The organism is Streptomyces laculatispora (assembly GCF_017353455.1).
Taxonomy (GTDB): domain Bacteria; phylum Actinomycetota; class Actinomycetes; order Streptomycetales; family Streptomycetaceae; genus Streptomyces; species Streptomyces laculatispora.
This window is the reverse complement of record NZ_JAFMPZ010000489.1, coordinates 1-25,797: the sequence shown is the minus strand read 5'-3', so window position 1 is coordinate 25,797 and position 25,797 is coordinate 1. Positions and strand designations below refer to the sequence as shown.

The following is a 25,797-nucleotide window of genomic DNA, read 5'->3' as shown; positions in this document are numbered from 1 at the left end:
GGCGGACGGGGTCCACCGGCTGCCCGCCAGGGTGACCGGGGTGGACGGCCGCACCGGGGTGGTGGGGGCGATCAGCGTGGCCGGCTGCCCGGCGCTGCCCTCCGCGATCACGGTGCCGATGGACCCGCCGCCGCTCGTCACGACGCACGGTGTCTCGTAGTTGGAGCCGAGCACCTTCGTGCGGGTCAGATTGCGCAGCGGGGTGAAGGAGATCGGTCCGCTCGCATTGGCGGGGATGATGAAGTCCCCTTCGTACGGCGGGATCTCGATCGGCTTCCCGGACGGGACGTCGAGGGAGACCTGGGGTCCGGTGACGGTCACCGTGCCGGTGGCGCCGCCGGACATCGCGAGGTCGATGCTCGGGGTGGTGGGCACGTCGCTGAGGCTGAGCCCGCTGGTGGCGGGGGACGGGCCGAGCGTCACCTTCGCGTGGACCTTGCCGCCCGGGTCGACGACGTCGGGGGTGAGGACGACGTTCATCTCCTGCGGCCCGGTCGCCTCGCCCTGACCGGCGGGCAGGGTGCAGTGGACGGTCGGGGTGACCGTGCCGGCGTGTGCGAGGGGTGCCAGGGCGGCGGATCCGCCGGTCCAGACGAGCAGGGTCGTGGCGCCGAGGGCGACCGCGCGGCGTAATGCCGATCCACCCTGCCTTCTCGTACCGATGGGTCTGCGATGCGCGAACATACGGCTCCTCCAAAGGAAGCGGAATGCGACTGGTCCGAATGCGGAATGAGAAACGCCCGTCCGCTCCATTGCCGTATGGAGCAGACGGGCGTCCGGAAGGGTTTTCCCAGCGACCCCGTTACAGCAGGGTCAGGGTGAGGGTGGCGCTGTAATCTCCGGGCCGGGTGAATTCGGGAACGGTGAGCGAGAGACCGGCATCGGCGTCGAACCGGCCGCCGGTGAACGGACGTGATCCGTCCGGATTCATCCGGCAGAGGCTCGCCGCCTCGCTCCCGAGCGCGGCGGGCGATCCGGCCACCGGCGCCCCCACGCTCCCGGACTGCGCGGTGCAGGCCGGTGTCCACCGCACGGCGTCGGCCGGGATGGTGTGCCCGTCGGCGCTCCTGAAGCCGGTGAGGGTGGCGGTCAGCGACCATCCGCTGTTGACGCCGCGGGCGTCCTCCACCTCCACCCGGTTGAGCCGGGCCTTCTGCACCCCGGTGTCCGTACCCAGGACCGTGGTACCGAAGTCGACGGTGTCACCGGCCTGGGTCATGGACAGCGTCCCGGCCCTGACCTCGGTGGTCAGCCGCTGCTCGCTCTCACCGCCGCCGCCACCGCCGCCCTCGGTGGTGACGGTGAACGGCGCCGTGCGGACGGTCGCCGGGTCGTTGCCCTCGTCGGCCTGGACGGCGACGACGGCATCCGAGATGACGGTGAACTCGACGGCGAAGGTGCCGTCCGGGCCGCTCTTGACGTAGACGGCGCTGTCGTCGAGCCCGGTGCCCGCCGCATCGAGGCCGATGACGTTGATCCAGCGGTCCGGGTTGTAGTTGCGGCCGCTGACGGTGACCACGCTGCCGACCGGCCCGCTGTCCGAGGACAGCGAGATCTCCCGGTTGCCGGCCGCGACGGCCTTGACGGTGAGGGGCGCGGTGGCCTCCTTCGTGCCGTCGTTGACCTTCACCTCGTATCTGCCGTCGGGCACCGCCCCGGCCTCGCCGAGGGTCGCGGTGCCGGTGAGCGTGCCGTAGGAATCGATCCTCAGGGTGTGCGAGACGAACTTCAGCGGATCGCAGCCGCCACCGCCCACCGAGCAGAGCGACGGTACGGGGGAGGCGTCCGGCGTCCACTGCGAACCGCGCAGCTTGACCGCGGTGTTCGGACGCACCGGATCGGCGGGGGCGGTCAGGGTGGCGGGCTCGGAAGCGGAACCCTCCGCCGTGACGGTGCCGACGCTGCCCACGTCGCCGACGACGTCGCACGGTGTCTCGAAGACCGATCCGAGCACCTTGGTCTGGGTCAGGGTGCGGACCGGAGCGAGCGAGATCTCACCGGAGGCGTCCACCGGAACCAGGAAGTCGCCTTCGTACTCCGGGATCTCGATGGGCTCCCCGGCCGGGACGTCCATGGTGAACTCGGCGCCCCGCACGGTGACGGTGCCGGTGGCCCCGCCGGACATCGCGAGGTCGAGGCTGGGGATGGTCGGCACGTCCTCCAGCGCGATGGCACTGGTGGCGGGCGACGCCCCGAGCGTCACCTTGGCGTGCACCTTGCCGCCCGGGGCGACGACCGCGGGCGACAGCTCGACGGTCATCTTCTGCGGCCCGGTCGCCTCACCCTGCCCCGCGGGCAGGATGCAGTGGACGGTCGGGTCGACCGTGCCGGCCGCGACCGACGTGGCGAGGTGCGGGGGAAGCGGCGCGGCGGCCCCGACACAGCCCAGCGACAGCACGAAGCAGGCAGCGAGCAGACCGGTCACCCCGGGTCTTCGTCGTCGGATCACCTGACACCCTTTCATGGCCCATTGATTGCGCACATTGAGGAGGTCAGGTGCAGAGAAGTCAAGAGAGAGCGAATTGATCCTTTCGGAAATGCCCGAAAAGCATTTCAGCACGCGTTTCCTGCACATCTGTTGACATCTTCGAAGATCACCGTTTCACTGCACCCGACATGCCGGGCCCGGCACGCAGATCCGCATGTACGGCAAATCGAGCAAGTACGGCGAGCACACAGCGATTACGGCTGGTACAGCGAGTCTGCGGAATTCAAACCGGAAGGAGTTCCACCCGTCATGTCAATCTCTTCAGGCCACACCCCGAGCCGAAGACGCCTGCCGCTGGTACTGGGCGCGGCGTGTTCCGTCGGCGCGATGCTCGCGCTGTCGTCCCCGACGGCCTCGGCCGTCGCCCCGCTCACCGCTACGGCGAGCTACAACTGCGGCTCCTGGGGCAGCGGTCTCGCCACCCTGACCGCCGCCGACTCGGGCACGAGCAAGACCATCAAGATCACCTCCACGGCGATCACCATGCCGGCCGGCACGAGCGCCGACCCGAACAGCATCACGACGACGCTCAAGCTCACCAAGACCTCGGGCGGCGTCACCAGTCAGGTCCAGTTCTCCGCGAAGACCAACCCCGGTCTGAGCGGCGGAAACCCGATCACCCTCGGCCCGCTGAAGCTCACCTCCGGCACCCTCGCGGCCGGGGACAGCACCAATTCCGTGGTGCTGCCCGCTCCCCCGAGCACCACCAACTGGTCGCTGCAGATCGTGGCCTCGTCCCCGACGTCGGCCACCGTGCCGTGTGTCGCGACGACCAACCAGTCCGCACCGTTCGTCTGGTAGCGGCGGCCCGCTCATGACGCCGGCATCGACCTCATGAAGCCGGCCCGCTCATGACGCCGGCCCGGGGCGAGGACGGCTGTCCACTGCCCCGGGCCGGTGCCCACGTGCTCCGGCGGGCTCACGTCATACGGGTGGCCCACTCCTGGACCTTCTTGATCCGCTGCTCGATCTGCCCGGCGGTGGCCTCCGCGCTCGGCGGCCCGCCGCACACCCGCCGCAGCTCGGTGTGGATGACCCCGTGCGGTTTGCCGCTCTGGTGCGTGTAGGCCGACACCATGGTGTTCAGCTGCTTGCGCAGCCCCAGCAGCTGCTTGTGCGTGACCACCGGCCGGTCGCCGGCCGGCTTCTCCAGCAGATCGGCCTCGGAGGCCGGCTTCTGGCGGCTGTGCGCGATCTGCCGGGTCTGCCGCTTCTGGAGCAGCAGCTGCACCTGGTCGGGTTCGAGCAGCCCCGGGATGCCGAGGTAGTCCTGCTCCTCCTCGCTGCCCGGGTGCGCCTGCATGCCGAATTCGGCACCGTCGTACAGCACCCGGTCGAAGACCGCGTCGGATTCGAGGGCCTCGAAGGGCAGCTGCTCCTCGGTCTCCTCGTCCTCCAGCTTCTCCGCGTCGGCCAGGAGCTTGTCCTCCTCGGCGAACGGGTTCTCCTCGTCGCTGCCCTTCTTGGGCTTGTCGAGGACGTGGTCGCGTTCGACCTCCATCTCGTTGGCGAAGTCGAGGAGCATCGGGATCGTCGGCACGAAGACCGAGGCGGTCTCGCCGCGCCTGCGGGAGCGCACGAAGCGGCCGACGGCCTGGGCGAAGAAGAGCGGCGTCGAGATGGTGGTGGCGTACACACCGACCGCGAGGCGCGGCACGTCCACACCCTCCGACACCATGCGGACGGCGACCATCCAGCGTGACGCGTCGTCGGTGAACTGATCGATCTTCTTCGACGCGGCCTTCTCGTCGGAGAGGACGACGGTCGCCTTCTCGCCGGTGACCTTCTTGAGGATCTTGGCGTACTCGCGCGCGGACTCCTGGTCGGTGGCGATGACCAGACCGCCCGCGTCCGGAATGCCCTTGCGGACCTCGGTCAGCCGCTTGTCGGCGGCGCTGAGCACATTGGGGATCCAGTCGCCGGTGGGCGACAGCGCGGTGCGCCAGGCCTGCCCGATGGCGTCCTTGGTCATCGGCTCGCCGAGCCGGGCGGCGATCTCGTCACCGGCCTTGGTGCGCCAGCGCATGTTCCCGCTGTAGCTGAGGAAGATCACCGGGCGGACGACGCCGTCGGCGAGCGCGTTGCCGTAGCCGTAGGTGTAGTCGGCCGAGGACCGCCGGATGCCGTCGTTGCCCTCCTCGTACACGACGAAGGGGATCGGATTGGTGTCGGAGCGGAACGGCGTACCGGTGAGCGAGAGCCGGCGGGTCGCCGGGTCGAACGCCTCCTGGCACGCCTCGCCCCAGGACTTCGAGTCACCGGCGTGGTGGATCTCGTCAAGGATCACCAGGGTCTTGCGCTGCTCGCACCGGTTGCGGTGCAGCATCGGGCGGACCCCGACACCCGCGTACGTGACCGCGACCCCGTGGTACTCCTTGCTCACGGGGCCGGCGCTGTACTCGGGGTCGAGCTTGATCCCTATCCGGGCGGCGGCCTCCGCCCACTGCTTCTTGAGGTGCTCGGTCGGCGCCACGACGGTGATCTGCTGCACGACGTGGTGGTGCAGCAGCCATGACGCGAGGGTCAGCGCGAAGGTGGTCTTGCCGGCGCCGGGGGTCGCGACCGCGAGGAAGTCGCGCGGCTGCTCCTGGATGTACCTCTCCATGGCGCCCTGCTGCCAGGCTCGCAGCTTGCCGGCCGTACCCCAGGGGGCGCGGCCGGGAAAGGCGGGTGAGAGGTGGTGGGAGGCGGTAGTAGTCACGGTCTCCGGTTCGGGTCTCTCGGGTACGTGGGGTGCTGTCCGCACGGGCCGGGACGGGCACGCACGCGATACGACAACCGGGCCACCCTACCGGGGGGCGGGGTGCGGTCCGCCCTGGACTCCGCCACCCCGGGGCGAATTGCGACGGCTCTCACACGTGGTCGGCGACCAGGTCGCGCAGCCCCCGGGAGACGGCCTTCACCTCGTCCGTCTCCCCCGTGGCCACGGCGATGGCCAGGCGTTCCGCCGCGTCGGCACCCGGACGGAGATCGACCCCGTTCATCGCGAGGAAGGTCACGCACGACTGCCAGGCGGTGCGTCTGTCCGCTCCCGCACCCGCGTGGCCACCCAGGCCCCCACCATCGCGACCCCCGCCATCGGCAGGAACACCACCGCGAACGCCCCCGGGTGCGAGCCGGACGCACCCGCGTCGACGGCGTCGTGCACGGCCCCCACCGCTCCCCCGCCGAGCGCGCCGAACGCCGCGCCGCCGGCGGCCAGCAGCAGGGCGTTGGAGAGTCCGTCGGAGATCTGCAGGGCCGCGGAGTTCGCTCCCGCCTCCTGCGGCGCGGACAGCTTGAGCAGCAGCACGCTGGTCGACGCGATCACCGTGCCCATGCCGAGGCAGCCGACGGCCCAGGCCGCGGCGACCGTCCAGACCGGCACCCCGTCGATCAGCACGGCGGGCGCCGCCGCGATCGCCGCGGCGACCAGCACCATGCCGCCCACCATCAACCGCTCGCGGTGCGGCTCCAGGCGCGGCCGGGACTGCAGATACGAACCCAGCGCCCAGGTACCGCCACCGGCCGCGAGCGACAGCCCGGCCATCGTCGGGGACAGGCCGCGCTGGGTGACCAGCATCAGGGGCACGAACGACTCGGCGGCGATGAACGACCCGGCCGCCACCCCGCGCAGCAGCACCACCGAGGGCAGCCCGCGCGCCGCGCGGCCGGTGCCCGGGGGCAGCAGACCGCGGACCGCGGGGACGAGCAGGGCGATCCCCGCGGCGGCCGGCAGCAGCGAGAACCAGTTCCGCTCCTGCCCGGCGTACTGGAGCAGTCCCGCACCCAGCGAGATGCCCAGCGCGAGCGCGATGCGCCGGCGGTCGAACGGCTCGACGGGCGCCGCCGGATCGGCGGGTCCGGATGCCATCCGCCGGATCGCGGGCAGCGCGAGCGCCAGCGGGAAGACCACCAGGACCGGAATGCCGACGAAGACCCAGCGCCAGCCCAGATGCTCGGTCACGCTCCCGGAGGCCAGCGGCCCGACGACGGACGGGATCACCCAGCTGGCCGCGAACCCGGCCATGATCGCCGGCCGCAGCTGCTCCGGGTAGGCCCGGCTGACCACCACGTACAGCGCGACGATCACCAGCCCGCCGCCGAGCCCCTGGACGGCCCGCCCCGCGATGAACATCCACATGGTGCCCGCGGTCCCGGACAGCAGCAGGCCCACCCCGAAGGCGCTGATCCCGGCGGCGAGCGGCCCCAGCGGCCCGCGCCGGTCGGCCCACTGCCCGGAGAGCACCATGGCGAAGAGGCTGGTGGTGAAGTACGCGGAGAACGCGAACGCGTACAGCGGGATGCCGTGCAGTTCGCGGGCGGCGACCGGCATCGCGGTCCCCACCGCGGTGGCCTCGAAGGCGATCAGGAACACGACGGAGACGATGCCGATGCTGAGTGCCCGATAGGTCCGCCCGAGCACCCCTTCCGGTGCTGCGGCGACGACGGTCTCATGCAGGTCATCGGTGTCTTCGGTGCGGGCCGAGACCTCGGCGTCACGCGGTTCCAGGGCGGTCATGAACCCTAGAGTAAGGGGCGAAACCCGCCATGGACCCTGTCCAGAGTCACTCCCGTTCTGGTCCCTTGGTCGTAGGACCGGCCGGTCGTTCGTGAACGCCGTATGGCAGTCGCGTTGCGGGGCGGCCGGCACTCTTGGCGCCGGGACCCCCGGGGCATACGGTCGGGACGAGAACAACGCACGGCCGTGTGCCCGAGAGGCTCAGGGGCTCGACTGCAACTCGAGTTACACCGGTTCGAATCCGGTCACGGCCTCGGTATACGGAAACCGCCCGCCCCTCGTACGCAGGGGCGGGCGGTTTCCGTGTGTCCGGCGGCGGTCAGGACTTGGCGGCCGCGACGGCTGCCTGGGGCCGGATCGGGAGGCGGTTGATCGGGCGGCCGGTGGCCGCGCGGACCGCGGCGGCCACCGCGGCCGGGGAGGTCACCACGGGGACCGCGGAAGCCGGCTTGGCGCCGAAGGGGGCCACCACATCGCGTTCCTCGACGAGTCTGACGATGCGGATGTCCGGCGCGTCGAGGGAGGTCGGCAGGGCGTAGCCCGTCAGGTCGGGGTGCCGGATCAGACCGCGCGCGGTGCGCAGGTTCTCCGTCAGCGCGGCGCCGATGCCCTGGGTGATGCCCGCCTCGATCCGGGTCGCCAGCTGGGACGGGTTGAGGACCCGGCCGACGTCCTGGGCGACGGCCATCTCCACGACGCGGACCGCGCCGAGTTCGATGTCGACGTCCACCACCGCGCGGATCGCGCAGAACGCGAGGCCGACGAAGGCGTCGCCCTGGCCGGACTCGTCGAGCGGCTCGGTGGGGTGCGGGCGGCACTGGGCGGTGGCCCAGAGCTCCTTGCCGTCCATCGCCTCGGTGACGGTCGTGGACAGCACCCCGTCGTACGAGGTGATCTTGCCGTCGGCGATCTGGAGCAGCTCGGTGGACATGCCGAACTTGTGGGCCAGCGGCTGGAGCAGCTGGGTGCGGACCATCTTCGCGGCGCGTTCGACCGCTCCGGCGGAGACCCAGGTGTGACGGCCGTGCGTGGCCGGGCCCGCCGGGGGCTGGTCGGTGTCGACGGAGGCGACATGGACCTCCTCGATGCCCAGGGTCTCCTGGACGACCTGGCGGGCCAGCGTCGAGAAGCCCTGGCCCGTCTCGACCGCGGCGCAGATGACGGTGGCGACCCCGTCGTGGACCCGGACCGTGGCCGTGGAGACCTCGTCGGCGCCCTCGGCGCCGAGCATGTGGACCATGCCGAGCGCGTAGCCGACCCCGCGCCGCACCGCGCCGGGCTCGCCCGCGCCCTCCGGGCCGCCCGGGAGCAGCCAGTCGTCCTCCGGGGAGTCCTTGGGGAGCGAGGGGAGCGGGAAGTCCCTCACCGAACGCAGGAGTTCGGCGACGGGGGCGGGGCAGGTCACGGTCTGGCCGGTGGGCAGGATGTCGCCGGTGGACAGCGCGTTGCGCAGCCGCAGCTCGGCCGGGTCGATGGAGAGCCTGGCGGCCAGCTTGTCCATCTGGCCCTCGTACGCGGCGCAGACCTGCATCGCGCCCTCGCCCCGGACATGGCCGGACGGCGGGTTGTTCGTACGGACGGCCCAGCCCTCGATGAAGGCGTGCGGGACGACGTAGGGGCCGCAGGCGAACGCGACGGCGGCGGCCAGCGACTCGGACGAGAAGTCGGCGTACGCGCCCGCGTCGAGGAGGATCTGTGCCTCGACCTTCACCAGGCGGCCCTCGGCGTCCGCGTGGTGGCGGTAGCGGAGCAGGGTCGGGTGGCGGTGCGCGTGGCCGAGGAAGGACTCCTCGCGGGTGGCGGCCAGTTTGACCGGGCAGCCGGTGCGCAGGGCGAGCAGGCCCAGCGGGAGCTGGAATCCGGGGTCCTCGCGGTCGCCGGTCGCGCCGGGGACGCCGGTGACGACGACCTTCACCCGGTCCGGTTCGAGGCCGAAGCAGGCGGCGGCCAGGTCGCGGTCGGTGTGCGGGTCGGTGGAGGCGGTGTAGATCTCGACGCCGCCGTCGGGGCGGGGTACGGCGAGTCCGGCCTCGGCGCCGATCGGCGCCGGGTCCTGGCGGCCGATGCGGTACAGGCCCTCGACGATGACCTCGCCCACGATCTCCGGGTCGCCGTAGCGCAGCGGGATGTGGCGGATCAGATTGCCGTCGGGGTGCAGCGGTTCGGCGGCGAAGGCCTTCTCCGGGTCGGTGACCGGTTCCAGCACCTCGTACTCGACGGCGATGGCGGCGGCGGCCAGCCGGGCCGTGTCGGGGTGGTCGGCGGCGACCGCGGCGATCGGCTCGCCGTGGTGGCGGACCAGGTCGGAGGCGAAGACGGGGCGGTCCACGACGCGGCGTCCGTAGGCGCTCTCGCCGGGGACGTCCTCGTGGGTGACGACCGCTCGGACGCCCGGCATCTCGACCGCGGCCGAGGTGTCGATCGACAGGATGCGGGCATGGGGATGCGGAGAGCGGAGCACGGCCGCCCAGAGCAGTCCCTCGGCCCACAGGTCGGCGGCGTACGGGAAGGTGCCCTCGGTCTTGGCGCGGGCGTCGGCCGGCGGCAGCGAGGCGCCCAGGCCGAGCAGCGGCTGCTCGGTCCCGGGGCCGTCGGGGCCGTCCAGTGAAGGGATGCTGATCGCCGTGTGGGTCGCGCCGGCCGCGGTGGCTGCGTCGTTGCTCACGCCATGCCTCCGTCCTGCAGATGGGCCTGCACACTACCCGCGCCGGGGGCCGCCTGGTGCGGGATGCGGGCCTCGTCCTGTTCCGCGGGTTCCGGGGCGGGTGCCGAGGCCGCCTCGGCCGCGGCCTCGCGTCCCGCGATGACCTCGTTCACGGCGTCGAGCACGCCGCGGTAGCCGGAGCAGCGGCAGAGGTTGCCGCAGAGCGCCTGACGGGTCTCCAGCTCGCTGGGGGCGTGGTTGCCCTCCAGCAGGTCGTGGACCGTCATGGCCATTCCGGGGATGCAGAAGCCGCACTGGACGGCGCCGCAGTCGGCCAGCGCCCGCTGGACGTCGGACGGTTCGCCGTCGACGGCGAGACCTTCGACGGTACGGACCTCGCTGCCCGCCGCGGTGGCCGCGGGGACCAGGCAGGAGGCGACGAGACGGCCGTCGACCTGGACGTTGCAGGCGCCGCATTCACCTTGCGAGCAGCCGTCCTTGGCGCCGGCGAGGCCGAGGCGCTCGCGCAGCACGTAGAGCAGTGACTCGCCGATCCAGGCGTCGGTGACGGGGCGGTCGGCGCCGTTCACGTGCAGCACGTACGAGGCGGAGGGGTGCTCGCTGGGCAGGTCGAGGGCAGCGGCCGGGGCGGCGTCGGGGTCCGCGGCGCCGAGGTCCATGGCATCGGCGTCCGTGGCACCGGTGTCCGCGGCCTCGGCTTCCGGCGCCGACTCGGCGTCCGTGGCCTCGGCATCCGGTGCCGTACCGGCGTCCGGTGCCGCCTCGGCGACCGGTTCGGCCGTGCCGGGGTGCTCCGTGCCGTGCTGCGGCGCGTCCTGGAGGGCGGCCTCCGGCGGGACTTCGTGCGCGGCGTCGGGCGCGGTTTCGTGCGCGGTTTCGTGCGCGGTTTCGTGCGCGCCGTCGGAAGGCTCCGGGAGCGGCGCGGCTGCGTCCACGTCCCCTTCCGCGGTGCCGTCCGGCGCGTCCGGTGCCCCGCCGGGGTCCGTCCCCTGCGGCGGGGTGTCGTCCCCGGCCACGGGCTCCGGCTCCCGCGTCGCCCAGGGCGCGGGCGCGCCGCCGGGCAGGGTGGCCGGCGGGGTCCGCTCCGCGTACCAGCCGGCGGCCAGCGCGGAGGCCGAGAACTCGCCGGACTCCTCCGGGAGATCACCGTCGGCGACCGGGATCTGCCACTGGCCGGTGTGTCCTGTGGCCTCGGCGGACTCGGCGAAGTTCCACTGGCCGGTGTCGGCCGGGTTCTCGCGGTACCGGTCCGGATACTGCCCCCCGGACGCCTGCGGCTGGTGCGGGGTCTGCGGGTATCCGTACGGCGTCTGCTGCTGGTTCGGGTCCGGCCAGTGCACCGACTCGGGGGCCGGCCGCTCCGTCTGCGTGCCGCGTTCCGGCTGGGCCTGCTGGTCCGGTGTCTGGGCGCCCCAGCTGCCGGTGGCCGCGGGGTCGAGCCCGGCGGCCGGGGTCAGCGGGAGGATCATCGGCGGTACGTAGCCCTGGCCGGGCGCGGCCAGCGGGATGTTCGCCAGGTCCTCGGGCGGCAGGTGGACGAAGGCGGTCGCGTCGGCGTCGTACTCGCCGCTCTGGGGGGTCGGCTCCCATCCCCCGTGCTGTTCGGTGTGGTTCTCGTTGCTCACGACAGTGCCCTCCCCAGCGCGCGTCGGGCCAGCGCGGCGACGGTGCGCCGCAGGTGCAGTACTGCGGGGGACAGCGGTGGCGCCTCTCCCCCGTCGGCGGGCGGTGGCTCGTCCGGGATGCAGGCCGCGGCGACGTACTCGCCGAAGGCGGCCAGCGCGTCGGGCGCCAGGCCCCGTTCGCCGTCCCAGTCGATCAGCGAGGCGATCCAGCGTTCGGCCTCCAGCGGCCGCAGCGGCATCGGCGCGATGGCGCCGACCGCGCAGCGCACTCCGCGCCGGGCCGGGTCGAGGACGATCGCGACGGAGGCGGTGGCCCGGCCGGGGCCGGTGCGTCCGGTCGCCTTGAGGAACACCTGCGGGGCGTGCAGCAGGGGAACGCGGACGAAGCCGATCAGTTCGGCGGGCTCCAGCATCTCGCGGCCGGCCAGCAGGTGTGAGACCGGGATCTCGCGGCGGGCGCCGCCGGGTCCCGCGATGACCAGCTCGGCCTCCAGCGCGGCGAGCACCGGCAGGGCGTCGCCGGTCGGGGCGGCGGTGGCGATGTTGCCGCCGAGCGTTCCGGCGTTGCGGATCTGGGGCGGGCCGGCGGCGCGCGCGGACGCGGCCAGGGCGGGGATGAGGGCGGCGAAGTCGGGGCGCCCCATGCGGGCGTGGGTGAGTCCGGCGCCGAGCAGGGCGTGGCCGTCCTGGTAGTGCCAGCCCCGGAGTTCACTGATCCGGCCGAGGCCGACCAGCCCGGAGGGGCGCAGGAGGCCCTTGTTGACAGCCGACATCAGGTCCGTGCCGCCTGCCACGGGGACGGCGGCAGGCATGGCGCCGAGTGCCGCCACGGCCTCGTCCAGCGAGGCAGGCAGCGTGACGGACTGCGCCGCCTGCGGTGCTTGCGTGGTCAACCCAGCTGCCCCTTCCCGGTGTCCCGGCTGTCCCGTCTGTTTCGCCGTACGGTACGTGCTCAAAGCCTGGACGTGGCAACTCTGGCACATCTTCGGACCGGCCCGACGCGAGGGTCCGCGAAGGGAGTATCCGTCCCTGGCCAGGGGGAAGATCCCGATTCGCACCTCTTCGGCGCAGAGTGCGAATTGCCACTATTCAGCGAAGCTTGTACGACTTATTCCGTTCCACGGGAGAGTGCGGGAGGACCGGGAGAGGGCTCGGAAGGGAGCGGTTCCCGCCGCGGCGGGAACCGCTCCCTTCGCGCGGGCTCACACGAGCGGAGGCGCTCCCTCGATCGGGCGTCCGAGGATGCCGGGCCGCCGCTGCCACGGCAACGGACCGCCCGGCCGCCGGTAGTCGACACCCAGCGCGTCAAGTCGCGCGTAGTGCGTGGCCATCCGCCGCTCGAAGCCGGCGAAGTCCCGGTCCTCGGAGGCGGGCAGGGCCGACCAGGCGACCTCGGCGAGGGCGGCGAGGCGCGGGAAGACCTGGTAGTCGACGCGGGCCCGGTTCTGCATGACCTCGGTCCAGACGTTGGCCTGGGTGCCGAGGATGTGCCGGGCCGCCTCCTCGGAGAGGCCCGGCGGAACGGGTTCGAAGCGGTAGACGTCCTCCAGGGTGCGGACGTATCCGATCGGCATCGGCTCGTCGGGGCCGCCGTCCTGACGGTGGTCCAGATAGACCTGCTGCTCCGGGCACATCACGACGTCGTGCCCGGCCTCGGCGGCGGCGATGCCGCCCGCGTAGCCGCGCCACGAGGAGACGGCCGCGCCCTCGGCGAGCCCGCCCTCCAGGATCTCGTCCCAGCCGATGAGGCGGCGGCCCCGTGCGGTGAGCCAGCTGTCGAAGTGGCGGATGAACCAGGACTGCAGCTCGTCCTCGTCGGCCAGGCCGAGTTCCTTGATGCGGGCCTGGGCCGTCGGCGACTGCTTCCACTGGTCCTTGGGGCACTCGTCGCCGCCGACGTGGACGAACGGCGAGGTGGCGGCCGGGAAGAGTTCGAGGAGTTCCTCGAAGACGCCCTCGAAGAAGCGCAGGGTGGTGTCGGTGGGGGCGAGTACGTTCGGGGTGACGCCCCAGTTGTCCCAGACGGAGAGGGCGGTGGTGTCGATGACGTCGGTGTTGCCGAGTTCCGGGTAGGCGGTGATGGTCGCCTGCGAGTGCCCCGGTATGTCGATCTCGGGGACGACACGGATGTGCCGGGCGGCGGCGTACGCCACGATCTCGCGGATGTCGTCCTGCGTGTAGAAACCGCCGTGCGGGGTCTCGTCCCAGAGTTCGGAGGCCCGGTGGCCGTGCTTCGTGCGCGACCGCCAGGAGCCGGCCTCGGTCAGGCGCGGGTAGCGCTTGATCTCGATGCGCCAGCCCTGGTCGTCGGTGAGGTGGAAGTGGAAGACGTTCAGCTTGTGGGCGGCGAGGAGGTCGAGGTAGCGCAGGACGTCGGTCTTGGGCATGAAGTGCCGTGACACGTCGAGCATCATGCCGCGCCAGGGGAAGCGCGGGCCGTCCTCGATGTCCGTGAACCCGAAGCCGGTCCGGGCGCCGTCGTTGACGGGCGCCTGGCGGAAGGCCTCCGGTCCCAGCAGCTGACGCAGCGTCTGGGCGCCCCAGAAGACTCCGGCGGGACCGCCGCCGGTGATCACGACGCTCTCGTCGGGCTGGGTGGTCAGCCGGTAGCCCTCGGGCTCCAGGGCCGGGTCGGTCCGCAGCCGGATCGCGCGCGCGGCGCCCTCGCCGCCCGGTGCGAGCGACAGGCCGAAGGCGGCGCCGAGCGTGGCGCGCAGCCAGCGTTCGGTGGTCTCGGTGCCGGGGGCCGCGGTGATGGTGGTGGACGGATCCAGGACGAATCCGCACCGCCCCTGGTCACCCACGCGCACCGGTGCCGGGATCAGGTCCATGTCCATGACGTCAGTCCTTAACCGCTCCGCCCAGTCCCGAGACCAGGCGTCGCTGTACGAGTACGAAGAAGACCAGCACGGGAACGGTCATCACCGTCGAGGCTGCCATGATCCCGCCCCAGTCGTTCTCATCGGGTTTGAAGAAGACCAGCAGAGCCATCGGGAGCGTCGACTGGGAGGTGTCGCTGATGAGGAACGACTTCGCGAACAGGAAGTCGTTCCAGGTCGAGATGAACGAGAAGACGCTGGTCGCCACCAGGCCCGGGAAGACCAGCGGGAAGAGGATCTGCCACAGGAAGCGGGCGCGGCTCGCCCCGTCGATGTACGCCGCCTCCTCCAGGGCGTCCGGGACGGCCTTGACGAAGCCGCGCAGCATCCAGATCGCGAACGGCAGCGAGAAGGCGAGGTGCGGCAGGATCAGTGAACCGAGGGTGTTGAGCTGGCCGAAGTCCCGCATCAGGAAGAACAGCGGGATCGTCAGCGCCTCGACCGGCACCATCTGCGCCACCAGGAACATGATCAGCAGGGTGGTGCGGAAGCGGAATCTGAACCGGGTCACCGCCGTCGCCGCCAGGAAGGCGATCAGCGCCGAGACGATGACGACCGTGCCGGCGACGAGCAGGCTGTTGAGGAAGTAGCGCCCGAAGTCCTGCTGCTGGAAGACCCGGCGGAAGGAGTCCAGGGACGGCGAGAGCGTCCACGGCCTGGGGTGCGTGGACTGGATCTCGCCAGCCGGCTTGATGGCCGAGAGCACCATCCAGTACAGCGGGAAGGCCACGGCGGCGGCGATCAGCAGGGCCGCCGCCTCGGCGGCGAGCCGGCCCGGCCGGCGGACGCGCAACAGGGACGGCAGGCTCACAGTTCCTCCCCCTGGCGCCTCACCAGGCGCAGATAGACCAGCGTGACCGCCAGCAGGATCACCAGCATCACGACGCCGATCGCCGAGCCGAGGCTGTACTGCGAGGACGCGAACGCCTTCTGGTACGCGTACACGTTGAGCACCAGGTTCTGGCCGGCGATGCCGCCGCCGTTGGTCATGACGTAGATCTGGGTGAAGACCTTGAAGTCCCAGATGATCGACTGGATGGTGACGACGATCAGGATCGGCCGCAGCATCGGCGCCATGACCGACCGCCAGATCCGCCACTGGGAGGCGCCGTCCAGCGCGGCCGCCTCCAGCACCTCGGTGGGGATCGCCCGGATGCCCGCGTACACGGTGACCATCACGAACGGGAACGAGCACCACAGGACTTCGAGGAGCACCAGCGCGAAGGCGCTGTAGCGCCCGTACGTCCAGGAGAAGTCGCCCAGCCCCAGCACCCGGTTGACCGGTCCGAAGTCGGCGTCGAAGAGGAAGACCCAGACGGTCGAGCCGGTGATCGCGGGGGTCGCCCAGGCGCCGAGCGCGGCCATCATCAGCGCGAGCCGCGGCAGGGCCCGCACCCGGGTCAGCAGGACGGCCAGTGCGCAGCCGGCCAGCAGGGTGGCCAGCACACAGAGCGCCGCGAAGACCACGGTGGCCAGCAGCACCCGCCAGAACTGGCTGTCGTGGAAGAGCGTCGCGTAGTTGCCGAACCCCTGGAAGGTGGCCGGTTCGCCGCCGCTCACCTGGGCCTGGGTGTACTCCAGGAAGGAGATCAGGCCGAGCTGGTAGATCGGGTAGACCAGCAGCCCGCCGAGCAGGACGAGCGCGGGCAGGAGGTAGAGCCAGGGGGTCCAGCCGGACCGCCGGGCCGGGGAGGCCGCGGGGCGGCGCCGGAGCGGGCGGGGGCCACTCCCGTCCGCTCCGGGTGCGCGGGACGTCTTGTACGTCGTGCTGTTCGCCGTCATCGTCAGCCCGCGTCGGCGAACGCGGCGTCCATCTTCTTCGCGGCGTCGTCCGAGGCGCCGGCCACGTCCTTGCGACCGCTGACGATCTCCTGGAACATCGTCGGCAGGATCAGCGAGGAGTCGATCTGGCCCCAGGCCGACGAGGCCGGGACGAACTTGGCGCCCGCGCCCAGGGTCCTGACGAACGGTTCGACGAACGGCTCCTTCTTCGCGGCCGCGGCCAGCACGTCCGTGTACGTCGGCAGGAAGCCCATCGCGTCGAACATCTTCGCCTGGGTCCGCTTGCCGGTCAGCGACTTCATGAGGTCGACGGCGAGGGTGCGGTGCTCGCTGCTCTCAAGCACGCCGATGTTGTTGCCACCCGCGAACGCCGGGGCGACGGAGTTCTCGGCCACCCCCGGCAGCGGCACGACCGCGTACTTGCCCTTCACCGTGCCGGCCTCGACGGCCGCGTGGCTGAAGTCGCCGCCGATGGCCATGGCGGCCTTGCCGGAGGCGAAGGCGGTGACGGTCGCGTTGCCGCCCATGGCGGCGCACTTGGCGGCCGGGCAGTTGGCGTCGCCGAAGAGCGAGGTGTAGGCGGCGATGCCCTTGCGGGCCTTCTCACTGTTGATGGCGGCCTTGTACGAGGCGCCGCTCCCGTCGGCCAGTTCGCCGCCGTTGGCCCAGATGAACGGCATCGCGCCGTAGGTGTACGCGCCGCCCACCGCGAGTCCGTACAGGCCGGGCTTCTCTCGGTGGATCTTCTTCGCGGTGGAGATCAGTTCCGCCTGGGACTTGGGCGCCTCGATCCCCAAGTCCTGGAAGACGTCGGTGCGGTAGTACAGCGCCCTGACGCCGACGAAGAGCGGGGCCCCGTAGACCTTCCCGCCGACCGTCACGGACTGCTTGGCGGTCGGGTCGGTGTCCTCGGCGTCCGCCCAGGCACCGAACTCGGCGCTGACATCGGCCAGTCCGCCGTCCTTCACGTAGCCGGCGGTGTCCGTGTTGCCGTACTCGATCAGGTCCGGGGCGCTCTTGGGGTCGTTGAACGCGGCTTTGACGCGCTGGGCTCGGGTCTCGACGGGTATGTACTCGATCTCGGCCTTCGCGCCCTTGTGGGCCTTCCTGAAGTCCGCGACCGCGGCGTCGACGACCTTCTCCTTGGGCTTGTTGCCCACCTCCTGGAACAGCCAGACGCGCAGTGTGCCGGTCTTCTCGTCCCCCTTGGCGCCGGTGTCGGAGGTCTGCGGCGCGCAGGCGGTGGCGGTGAGACCCGCCAGCACCAGCGCCGCAGCCGGGGCGGCGATTCGGGCAGAAAGCTTCATCCGGGACCCCTACCGGTAGACGTTGCACCATGCGCAACGCTCGTTTCGTTCTGCACAACTTGCAGGAGGGTAGGTCCAGACGAAGTCGCCGACAAGTGGTCTCAACCACTCTGTGACCGGGGGACGCGGCCCGTGCGACGCCGGCGGGCCCGGAACGGCGAAGAACCCCCGGGGCACGCGGCTGCGTGCCCCGGGGGTTCTCCCGGACAGGTCGGTTCTGCTGCTGCGGACTACTTCTTGTCCTTGCCGCCCTTGCCCTTGTCCTTGTCGCCGCCGGCGCCCATGGACTCGTAGATCTCCTTACACATGGGACACACCGGGTACTTCTTGGGGTCGCGCCCCGGTACCCAGACCTTGCCGCACAGCGCGACCACGGGGGTGCCCTCCAGGGCACTCGCCATGATCTTGTCCTTCTGGACGTAATGGGCGTAGCGCTCGTGGTCGCCGTCGCCGTTCGACACCTGTGGCGTCGGCTCCACGAGGGTTCCCGTACCTGCCCCGCGCTCGGGCTCAAGAGTGCTCATAACCGCCAAGCGTACTGAAAGCCCGGGGGATCAGTTGAGCGAAGGGTCGTCCGGGTACGTGGCGACCATGGCCAGTTCGCTGCGCTGACGGCGCAGGACGGCTCTCCAGAGGCTCTCCGGGCGCGGCGAGGAGACGTCCCCCGGCTCGGACTCGACGACGTACCAGGCGCCCTCGGAGAGTTCCGTCTCCAGTTGTCCGGGCCCCCAGCCCGCGTAACCGGCGAAGATCCGCAGCGAGCCGAGGGCCGCGGCCAGCAGCTCGGGCGGCGCCTCCAGGTCCACCAGGCCGATCGCCCCGTACACCCGGCGCCAGCCGAGAGGACCCTCGCTCCCGGGGATCACCGCCACACCGAGCGCCGAGTCGAGGGAGACCGGGCCGCCCTGGAAGACGACATCGGGCTCACCGGTCAGACCGGCCCAGGACGCGAGGATGTCGGCGACGCCGACCGGGGTCGGGCGGTTCAGGACCACGCCGAGCGAGCCCTCCTCGTCGTGGTCGAGGAGCAGCACCACCGCGCGGTCGAAATTCGGGTCCGCCAGGGCGGGTGCGGCCACGAGCAGCCGCCCTGTGAGCGAGGACACCTCGGTCATGCCAGAAATGATCCCGCATCTTCGGCTTTCGCGGGGGCCAAGTGCCCCGGTCGTCGCCCTGGGTGCCCGAGCGCAGCTCAGGGCGCACGGGTGCACAAGGAGCGCACAGCCGGACACCCATCCGGACGGTGACCCTCCGCAAGATCCAGGATGCGGAGCGTGGTGTGGCGGATTCATGACGTTCGCACACCACCCGCCTTCTTATGGAAGGGGGGCGCACGGCCATTACCCTTTCGATTGGCCCCCTGCCCGACCACTCCGGAACGCGAGATTCATGACCGGCACAGACGATGTCCTGCTTGTCCACGGCGGAACCCCGCTGGAGGGCGAGATCCGCGTCCGAGGCGCCAAGAACCTGGTGCCGAAGGCAATGGTCGCCGCGCTGCTCGGCAGCGGGCCCAGCCGACTGCGCAACGTGCCCGACATCCGTGATGTACGGGTGGTCCGCGGGCTCCTCCAGCTGCACGGCGTGACGGTCCGTCCGGGTGACGAACCGGGCGAACTGATCCTCGACCCCACCCACGTCGAGAGCGCGAACGTCGCCGACATCGACGCCCACGCGGGCTCGTCGCGCATCCCGATCCTCTTCTGCGGCCCGCTGCTGCACCGGCTGGGCCACGCCTTCATTCCGGGGCTCGGCGGCTGCGACATCGGCGGCCGGCCGATCGACTTCCACTTCGACGTGCTGCGCCAGTTCGGCGCGACGATCGAGAAGCGGGCGGACGGCCAGTACCTGGAGGCCCCGCAGCGGCTGCGCGGCACCAAGATCCGGCTGCCGTACCCGTCGGTGGGCTCCACCGAGCAGGTGCTGCTGACGGCCGTGCTCGCCGAGGGTGTCACCGAGCTGTCCAACGCGGCCGTGGAGCCGGAGATCGAGGACCTCATCTGCGTACTGCAGAAGATGGGCGCGATCATCTCCATGGACACCGACCGGACCATCCGGATCACCGGTGTCGACCGTCTCGACGGCTATACCCACCGGGCCATCCCGGACCGCCTGGAGGCCGCCTCCTGGGCGTCCGCGGCGCTGGCGACCGAGGGCAACATCTACGTCCACGGGGCGCAGCAGCGCTCGATGATGACGTTCCTGAACACCTTCCGCCGGGTCGGCGGCGCCTTCGAGATCGACGACGAGGGCATCCGCTTCTGGCATCCGGGCGGCGCGCTGAACGCCATCGCGCTGGAGACGGACGTGCACCCCGGCTTCCAGACCGACTGGCAGCAGCCGCTGGTCGTGGCGCTGACGCAGGCCTCGGGCCTGTCGATCGTCCACGAGACGGTGTACGAGTCCCGGCTCGGCTTCACCTCGGCGCTCAACCAGATGGGTGCGCACATCCAGCTCTACCGCGAGTGCCTGGGCGGCTCCGACTGCCGCTTCGGCCAGCGCAACTTCCTGCACTCCGCGGTCGTCTCCGGGCCGACGAGGCTGCAGGGCGCGGATCTGGTCATCCCGGACCTGCGCGGCGGTTTCTCGTACCTGATCGCCGCTCTGGCGGCGCAGGGGACGTCCCGGGTGCACGGGATCGACCTGATCAACCGCGGCTACGAGAACTTCATGGACAAGCTGGAGAAGCTCGGCGCGAAGGTCGAGCTGCCGGGCGGTTCACTCGTCTGACACGCACTGGCGGACGGCCGAACGGGGGCCCGGGGCACTGCCCCGGGCCCCCGTTCGTCCGTCGTCACGGGGCCGGGCACCCGCCCGCACGGCCCTCAGCGGCCCAGAACGGCGTTCTGCGGCCCGTACGACGAAGGGCGGCCACCCTGGTCGGGGTGGCCGCCCTTCGTCGTGCAAAGGGGGTGTTACTTACCCTTGGCGGCTTCCTTGAGCTTCGAGCCCGCGGAGACCTTCACGCTGTAGCCGGCCGGGATGTTGATCGGGTCGCCGGTCTGCGGGTTACGAGCGGTGCGAGCGGCACGGTGGGTGCGCTCGAAGGTCAGGAAACCGGGGATGGTGACCTTCTCGTCGCCCTTGGCGACGATCTCACCGACGGTCTCGGCGAGCGCGGCCAGCACGGCGTCGGCGTCCTTGCGAGTCACCTCGGCACGGTCGGCCAGGGCGGCCACCAGCTCACTGCGGTTCATGTTGTTACTCCCGTGTTCTTCTTGCCTGTGAGGCGTGAGATCGAAGCCGATGCTGCCAGGGCCCTCGGACAGTCCCCGGACTCGGGTCCGTGTGAGAACCCTCGCGCCCCGTGGGGTCTCCCCCCGGACGAAGTCCTTGGGAAAGCATCCTGCCCCCACCTGCGGCGGGAAAGCCAATCCGGCACCCTCCGGAGTCACACGAAAAGCGCCACTGCCTCGTCGTGGTGACGTTCCGTCGACTCCCCGAAAGCGGTCCGCAGCGGGTGCGGGGCTCTGCGGGACGCGTCGCCCGCCCACCCTAAAGGGGCGTTTGGGGCGCCGCGACCCGCGACGCGCCGGACATCAGACGGACGTGGGACCCGTCACAGCCGCGCCGGCCGCCTTGGCGGCGTCGCGGACCGCTCCGGCGACCGCGCCGGCGACCTTGTCGTTGAAGACCGACGGGATGATGTAGTTCGCGTTCACCTCGTCCTCGGCGACGACGCCGGCGAGGGCGCGCGCGGCGGCGAGCATCATCTCCGTGTTGACGGTGCGGGACTGGGCGTCCAGAAGTCCGCGGAAGACACCGGGGAAGACCAGGACGTTGTTGATCTGGTTGGGGAAGTCCGAGCGGCCGGTGGCCACGACAGCCGCCGTCTCGCGGGCGATCGCGGGGTCGACCTCGGGGTCCGGGTTCGCGAGCGCGAACACGATCGCACCGTCCGCCATGGCCGCGACATCGGTCCCGTCCAGCACGTTCGGGGCCGAGACGCCGATGAAGACGTCAGCGCCCACGACCGCCTGCTTGAGGGTGCCGGTGACGGACTCCGGGTTGGTGTTGTCGGCGATCCAGCGCAGCGGTGAGTCGGGCTCGGCGGAGACCAGGTCCTCGCGGCCGGAGTGCACCACGCCGTGGATGTCGGCGACGACCGCGTGCTTGACGCCCGCGGCGATGAGGAGCTTCAGGATGGCCGTACCGGCCGCCCCGGCGCCGGACATGACGACCCGCACGTCCCCGATGTCCTTGCCCACCACGCGCAGCGCGTTGGTCAGCGAGGCCAGGACGACGATGGCGGTGCCGTGCTGGTCGTCGTGGAAGACGGGGATGTCCAGGGCCTCGCGCAGCCGGGCCTCGATCTCGAAGCAGCGCGGCGCGGAGATGTCCTCCAGGTTGATGCCCGCGAAGCCGGGGGCGATCGCCTTGACGATCTCGACGATCGCGTCGGTGTCCTGGGTGTCCAGGCAGATCGGCCAGGCGTCGATGCCGGCGAACCGCTTGAAGAGGGCCGCCTTGCCCTCCATCACCGGGAGGGCGGCCATCGGGCCGATGTTGCCGAGGCCGAGCACCGCGGAGCCGTCCGTCACGACTGCGACGGAGTTGCGCTTGATGGTGAGGCGGCGGGCGTCCTCGGGGTTCTCGGCGATCGCCATGCAGACCCGGGCCACGCCGGGGGTGTAGATCATCGACAGGTCGTCACGGTTGCGGATGGGGTGCTTCGACTGCATCTCGATCTTGCCGCCGAGGTGCATCAGGAACGTACGGTCGGACACCTTGCCGAGGACGACGCCCACGATGTCGCGCAGGCCTTCGACGATCTCGTCGGCGTGCGACGTGGAGGAGGCCGCGATCGTGACGTCGATCCGAAGCTTGTCGTGACCGGAAGCGGTCACGTCGAGGCCGGTGACCGAACCACCGGAGGACTCCACGGCCGTGGTGAGCTGGGAGACCGCTGTGCCGCTCGCGGGCACCTCCAGCCTGACCGTCATCGAGTACGAGACGCTGGGCGCCGTTGCCATGGCCGAGTCCTTCGCTTTCCTTAGCTTCATTGCTACGCGGCCGGAGCTGCAAACAAGAACAGCCCCGCACACGCCTTCAGATATTCGCACCTACCGGTGGGTAGCCGGTAATGACTGCCGCACTTCGGAAAGTGTTTTCCACCATACGAGATATGAGGGCTCCAGCGGAACCCCCGACGGGGCCCTCGTCCCACCCGCGTCCCGGACGTATTCGGGCCGTGTCCGGCCCCGTGAAACAAAAACAGACCCGCGTCACCGGGAGGTGACGCGGGTCTGTCTTCTTCGGTCAAGCGGCACCGGCCCGCCATGCTCGCCTCGCGGCAAGTGGTCGCTCGAAGCGACTAAGGTTGGGCCCGGGGGCTTGGATCGGGCCGATGCCGACTCCAGGCTAACAAACACCCCGGAGAAGTGATTCCCGCGGCGCAGGTTGACCCGAAAAAGGCTCCTCGGCCCGCTGCCCCGCCGGTGGGCGTCAGTCCCTCAACAGGTCCGGCACCCCGTCCTCGTCGGGCAGGTCCCGCTCCCCCGACACGACCGTGAGCTGCTGGGTGGCCCGCGTCAACGCGACGTACAGCACCCGCAGCCCCGCCGGGGACTCGTCCGCGATCTCCGCGGGCGAGACGACCACCGTGGCGTCGTACTCGAGGCCCTTCGCCTCCAGACTGCCGAGCGCCACCACCCGTTCGCCGAGCTCCGCGAGCCACTTGCGGGCCTGGGCCCGCCGGTTCATCGCGACGACGACACCGACCGTGCCGTCCACCTCGCCGAGCAGCCGCCGCGCCTCCTCGCGCACGGACGCGGCCAGATCGCCGTCCCGTACGGTCTCGAACCGCGGCCGGACGCCCGTGGACCGGACGGCGGCCGGTGACTCCATGCCGGGCATCGCGAGCGCGAGGACCTTGGCGGCGAGTTCGGCGATCTCCGCCGGGTTGCGGTAGTTGACGGTCAGGGTGAACCGGCGGCGCGGGCGGTTGCCGAGCGCCTCGTCGCGCGCCGCCGCAGCCTCGTCCGGATCGGACCAGGAGGACTGCGCCGGGTCCCCGACGATCGTCCAGGTGGCGTGCCGGCCGCGGCGGCCGACCATCCGCCACTGCATGGGCGTGAGGTCCTGCGCCTCGTCGACGATGACGTGCGCGTACTCCGTGCGCTCGGCCGCGAGCCGCTCGGCCCGCTCCCACTGGGTCTCCTCCCGCTGCGGCATCAGCTCCTCCAGACCGGTGAGGTGGTCCAGCGGGTCGAACTCGCGTTTGCGCTTCGGCCGGTTCGGGGTGCCGATCAGGTACTGCAACTCGTCCAGCATCGCCACGTCGTGGACGGACAGCGGCCCCTGTCCCGCGCTGTCGAGGCGCTTCAGGGAGCGGGCGAGCCGGCGTACCTCGCCCTGGTTGAGGGTCCGGCGCGCCCATCGGGCGAGCCGCTTCTCGTCCGACATCGCGGCGAGCACCCCGCGCGGGGTGAGCTCCGGCCACCAGGCGTCCAGGAACTCGATGAACGGCGTCTCGGTGGAGACGTCCTCGTCGAACGACGAGCGCAGTTCGGCGGCCAGCTCCGGATCGGTGTAGCGGCCCCGGCCGGACGACCTGCTCCACAGCGCGTCCAGCAGCAGTTTGCGGGCGCGCGGGCGCAGCAGGTTGACCGGTGCGGTACCGCTGAGGACGTTGTTCCGGATGCGCCGGAGCTCGTCCTCGTTGAGCTCGGTCCGGGCGCCGAAGGCCACCACCCGCAGCCGGGTGGGCGTGGCGGCCTCCCGCGGAGCCTCCTCCGCCTCCCCGAAAGCCAGTTGGCCGTCGCCCCCGGCGGCCGGCCGGACCGTGGGCTGCTCCAGCGCCCCGCGGGCCGCCTTGCGCAGTACATGGAGGATCCGGGACGAGCCCTTGATCCGGGCGACGGCCGGTTCGTCGTAGGTGGTGGCGCCCGCCGTGCCCGCCGCCTCGTCCGAGAGCGAGCCGACCGCACGGATCGCGACCTGGCCCTCCTCGCCGAGCGAGGGCAGCACCCCTTCGGTGTACGCGACCAGCAGCGGCGTCGGCGAGACGACGAGGATGCCGCCCGCGTACCGCCGCCGGTCCTGGTAGAGCAGGTACGCGGCACGGTGCAGGGCGACCGCGGTCTTGCCGGTGCCGGGACCGCCCGAGACCTCGGTGACCGAGGCGGCGGGCGCCCGGATCACCAGGTCCTGCTCGGCCTGGATGGAGGAGACGATGTCCCGCATGGTGTGGCTGCGGGCCTGCCCGAGCGCCGCCATCAGCGCTCCGTCCCCGATGACGGGGAGCTTCTCACCCTCCTGGTACGCGGTCAGCTCGGGACGCATCAGGTCGTCCTCGACCCCGAGGACCCTGCGGCCCTTGGAGCGGATGACCCGGCGGCGTACCACCCTGCCCGGTTCCTTCGGCGTCGACCGGTAGAAGGGCGCGGCGGCCGGCGCCCGCCAGTCGATGACCAGCGGCGCGTAGTCGGAGTCGAGGACCCCGATCCGGCCGATGTGCAGCGTCTCCGCGATATCGGCGGTGCTGTCCTCCCGTACTGCGTCGTCGGCCGGCTCCACGGAGGTGAACGCGCCGTCGGGGCCGCGCTCACCGTCCTTGCCGAGCAGCAGGTCGATCCTCCCGAAGAGGAAGTCCTCGAACTCGCTGTTCAGCCGGTTGAGGTGGACTCCGGCCCGGAACACCTGGGCGTCGCGCTCGGCGAGCGCTCCGGGTGTCCCGACCTGGCCGCGTTTGACGGCATCACTCATGAGAAATTCCGCCTCGTGGATCTTCTCCTCGAGGCGGTGGTAAACACGGTCGAGATGTTCCTGCTCGACACCGATTTCCCGGTCCCGCAACGAATCGACAGCGGCATCCTGCGCGGCCACTGAGACCCCCTTCTGACGTGCATTGGGCAGCCGTCAACCCTATGCGACGCGAGGCCCGTAGCGCACCTGCCACGAGCATGTGATCTCGGCGGCCGGCGCTTCGGCCCGGACCGGCCCGCCGGGGATCACGGGACAGCCCTACGCACCGACCCTCACCAGCCGCTTCCCGTCGAACGTACGCACCTCGAAGTGGTCGATGTCGCTCCGGGCCATCGCCGCCCCGCCGTGGACGTAGAGCGGGTAGGTGGCGCCGGGGTGTGTGGAGCCCTCGATGCCGTATCCCCACTTCGGTACGGACCAGGAGGTGACGACCTCCTCCTCGCCGGTCCTGGAGACGGCGACCAGGCGGCACTTCTGCGGGCCCCTCACGTTCTTCAGCTCCAGCACCGTGTCGGTGCCCCAGGCCTTCGGCCCCATGCCGATCGTGGCGTCGACCTCGGTGGTGGGGTCGGTGGCCCGGACCTTCTCCTTCATGCCGCGGAACGAGGCGTCCTCGGCGGGCCCGGCGGGCTGCGGGTCCGCCGCCCTTGCCGCGGGCCGGTCGCCGCCGGTGGCCGTCACCGCGAGCAGCGGGCCGCCGATGATCAGGGCCGCCGCCGCAGCGATCAGATACCGGCCCCGCCGGGTGCGCCGGGCGCGCCCGGCCACGACCTCGTCGACCAGCTCGCCGAGCATCCGGGGCGAGGGAGGCGCGGGCACGTGCGGGACCGGGCGGGCGCCGGG

The 25,797-nt window shown here is 71.4% G+C and carries 18 protein-coding genes, 1 tRNA gene and 2 pseudogenes; 3 read left to right on the top strand and 18 right to left on the bottom strand.

Going from position 1 to position 25,797, the window contains the following annotated elements; genetic code table 11:
- Together J1C73_RS24540 and J1C73_RS24535 are read right to left on the bottom strand one after the other, a co-directional pair.
- On the bottom strand, positions 1 to 684 hold a 684-nt coding region (locus J1C73_RS24540; RefSeq protein ID WP_207318311.1), incomplete at its 3' end, for a hypothetical protein.
- A gap of 118 nt (positions 685 to 802) precedes the next feature.
- On the bottom strand, positions 803 to 2,425 hold the full coding sequence (locus tag J1C73_RS24535) for a WxL domain-containing protein (protein ID WP_207318310.1): 1,623 nt from the start codon (positions 2,423 to 2,425) through the stop codon (positions 803 to 805).
- 312 nt (positions 2,426 to 2,737) lie between these two features.
- On the opposite strand from J1C73_RS24535, the gene J1C73_RS24530 reads away from it, so the two are divergent.
- On the top strand, positions 2,738 to 3,289 hold the full coding sequence (locus tag J1C73_RS24530; RefSeq protein ID WP_123471386.1) for a hypothetical protein: 552 nt from the start codon (positions 2,738 to 2,740) through the stop codon (positions 3,287 to 3,289).
- Between the two features lie 118 nt (positions 3,290 to 3,407).
- Here the strand turns inward: J1C73_RS24530 and J1C73_RS24525 are convergent, their stop codons facing one another.
- The 3 genes and pseudogenes from J1C73_RS24525 to J1C73_RS24515 all read right to left on the bottom strand — a co-directional run bounded on the left by J1C73_RS24525 (position 3,408) and on the right by J1C73_RS24515 (position 6,989).
- The gene (locus J1C73_RS24525; protein WP_123471387.1) at positions 3,408 to 5,189 is read right to left on the bottom strand and encodes a DEAD/DEAH box helicase; all 1,782 of its coding nucleotides are present in this window, start codon (positions 5,187 to 5,189) and stop codon (positions 3,408 to 3,410) included.
- Between the two features lie 151 nt (positions 5,190 to 5,340).
- Positions 5,341 to 5,511 (bottom strand): annotated as a pseudogene (locus tag J1C73_RS24520) (type II toxin-antitoxin system death-on-curing family toxin); the annotation flags it as partial.
- Positions 5,484 to 6,989 carry an MFS transporter gene (locus J1C73_RS24515; RefSeq protein WP_207318309.1) on the bottom strand — a complete coding sequence of 502 codons (1,506 nt, stop codon included), beginning with the start codon at positions 6,987 to 6,989 and terminating at the stop codon, positions 5,484 to 5,486. The pseudogene J1C73_RS24520 and the gene J1C73_RS24515, both read right to left, overlap by 28 nt.
- 182 nt (positions 6,990 to 7,171) lie before the next feature.
- Between J1C73_RS24515 and J1C73_RS24510 the strand changes: the two genes are divergently transcribed.
- Positions 7,172 to 7,243, top strand: a tRNA-Cys gene (locus tag J1C73_RS24510).
- A 65-nt stretch (positions 7,244 to 7,308) separates the two neighbouring features.
- Here J1C73_RS24510 and J1C73_RS24505 read toward each other — a convergent pair.
- The 9 genes from J1C73_RS24505 to J1C73_RS24465 form a co-directional block, all read right to left on the bottom strand.
- Positions 7,309 to 9,654 carry a xanthine dehydrogenase family protein molybdopterin-binding subunit gene (locus J1C73_RS24505; RefSeq protein WP_207318308.1) on the bottom strand — a complete coding sequence of 782 codons (2,346 nt, stop codon included), beginning with the start codon at positions 9,652 to 9,654 and terminating at the stop codon, positions 7,309 to 7,311.
- On the bottom strand, positions 9,651 to 11,279 hold the full coding sequence (locus J1C73_RS24500) for a 2Fe-2S iron-sulfur cluster-binding protein (RefSeq protein ID WP_207318307.1): 1,629 nt from the start codon (positions 11,277 to 11,279) through the stop codon (positions 9,651 to 9,653). Before J1C73_RS24500 ends, J1C73_RS24505 begins: the two co-directional genes overlap by 4 nt.
- Entirely contained in the window at positions 11,276 to 12,172 is an 897-nt protein-coding gene (locus J1C73_RS24495; RefSeq protein ID WP_123471392.1) for an FAD binding domain-containing protein, read from the bottom strand. Before J1C73_RS24495 ends, J1C73_RS24500 begins: the two co-directional genes overlap by 4 nt.
- A gap of 309 nt (positions 12,173 to 12,481) precedes the next feature.
- Entirely contained in the window at positions 12,482 to 14,116 is a 1,635-nt protein-coding gene (locus tag J1C73_RS24490; RefSeq protein ID WP_207318306.1) for a beta-N-acetylhexosaminidase, read from the bottom strand.
- Between the two features lie 4 nt (positions 14,117 to 14,120).
- On the bottom strand, positions 14,121 to 14,969 hold the full coding sequence (locus J1C73_RS24485; protein ID WP_207318305.1) for a carbohydrate ABC transporter permease: 849 nt from the start codon (positions 14,967 to 14,969) through the stop codon (positions 14,121 to 14,123).
- Positions 14,966 to 15,940 (bottom strand): carbohydrate ABC transporter permease, encoded by a 975-nt coding sequence (locus tag J1C73_RS24480; protein WP_207318304.1) that lies wholly within the window; start codon positions 15,938 to 15,940, stop codon positions 14,966 to 14,968. The genes J1C73_RS24485 and J1C73_RS24480 overlap by 4 nt, the downstream gene beginning before the upstream one ends.
- A 2-nt stretch (positions 15,941 to 15,942) precedes the next feature.
- Positions 15,943 to 17,247, bottom strand: coding sequence for an extracellular solute-binding protein (locus J1C73_RS24475; RefSeq protein ID WP_207318303.1), 1,305 nt, complete (start codon positions 17,245 to 17,247; stop codon positions 15,943 to 15,945).
- A gap of 230 nt (positions 17,248 to 17,477) precedes the next feature.
- Positions 17,478 to 17,771 (bottom strand): DUF3039 domain-containing protein, encoded by a 294-nt coding sequence (locus tag J1C73_RS24470; protein WP_072484142.1) that lies wholly within the window; start codon positions 17,769 to 17,771, stop codon positions 17,478 to 17,480.
- A 30-nt stretch (positions 17,772 to 17,801) separates the two neighbouring features.
- Entirely contained in the window at positions 17,802 to 18,362 is a 561-nt protein-coding gene (locus J1C73_RS24465) for a YqgE/AlgH family protein (protein ID WP_207318302.1), read from the bottom strand.
- A gap of 274 nt (positions 18,363 to 18,636) precedes the next feature.
- Between J1C73_RS24465 and murA the strand changes: the two genes are divergently transcribed.
- Positions 18,637 to 19,977 (top strand): UDP-N-acetylglucosamine 1-carboxyvinyltransferase, encoded by a 1,341-nt coding sequence (gene murA, locus J1C73_RS24460; protein WP_123471398.1) that lies wholly within the window; start codon positions 18,637 to 18,639, stop codon positions 19,975 to 19,977.
- Between the two features lie 185 nt (positions 19,978 to 20,162).
- Here the strand turns inward: murA and J1C73_RS24455 are convergent, their stop codons facing one another.
- From J1C73_RS24455 to J1C73_RS24440, 4 genes and pseudogenes are all read right to left on the bottom strand, one after another.
- Positions 20,163 to 20,444 (bottom strand): HU family DNA-binding protein, encoded by a 282-nt coding sequence (locus J1C73_RS24455; RefSeq protein WP_003968811.1) that lies wholly within the window; start codon positions 20,442 to 20,444, stop codon positions 20,163 to 20,165.
- Positions 20,445 to 20,786: 342 nt separating this feature from the next.
- Positions 20,787 to 22,220 carry an NAD-dependent malic enzyme gene (locus J1C73_RS24450; protein ID WP_124284137.1) on the bottom strand — a complete coding sequence of 478 codons (1,434 nt, stop codon included), beginning with the start codon at positions 22,218 to 22,220 and terminating at the stop codon, positions 20,787 to 20,789.
- Positions 22,221 to 22,692: 472 nt separating this feature from the next.
- Entirely contained in the window at positions 22,693 to 25,074 is a 2,382-nt protein-coding gene (locus J1C73_RS24445) for a HelD family protein (protein ID WP_207318301.1), read from the bottom strand.
- Between the two features lie 138 nt (positions 25,075 to 25,212).
- Positions 25,213 to 25,797 (bottom strand): annotated as a pseudogene (locus J1C73_RS24440) (RNA polymerase subunit sigma); the annotation flags it as partial.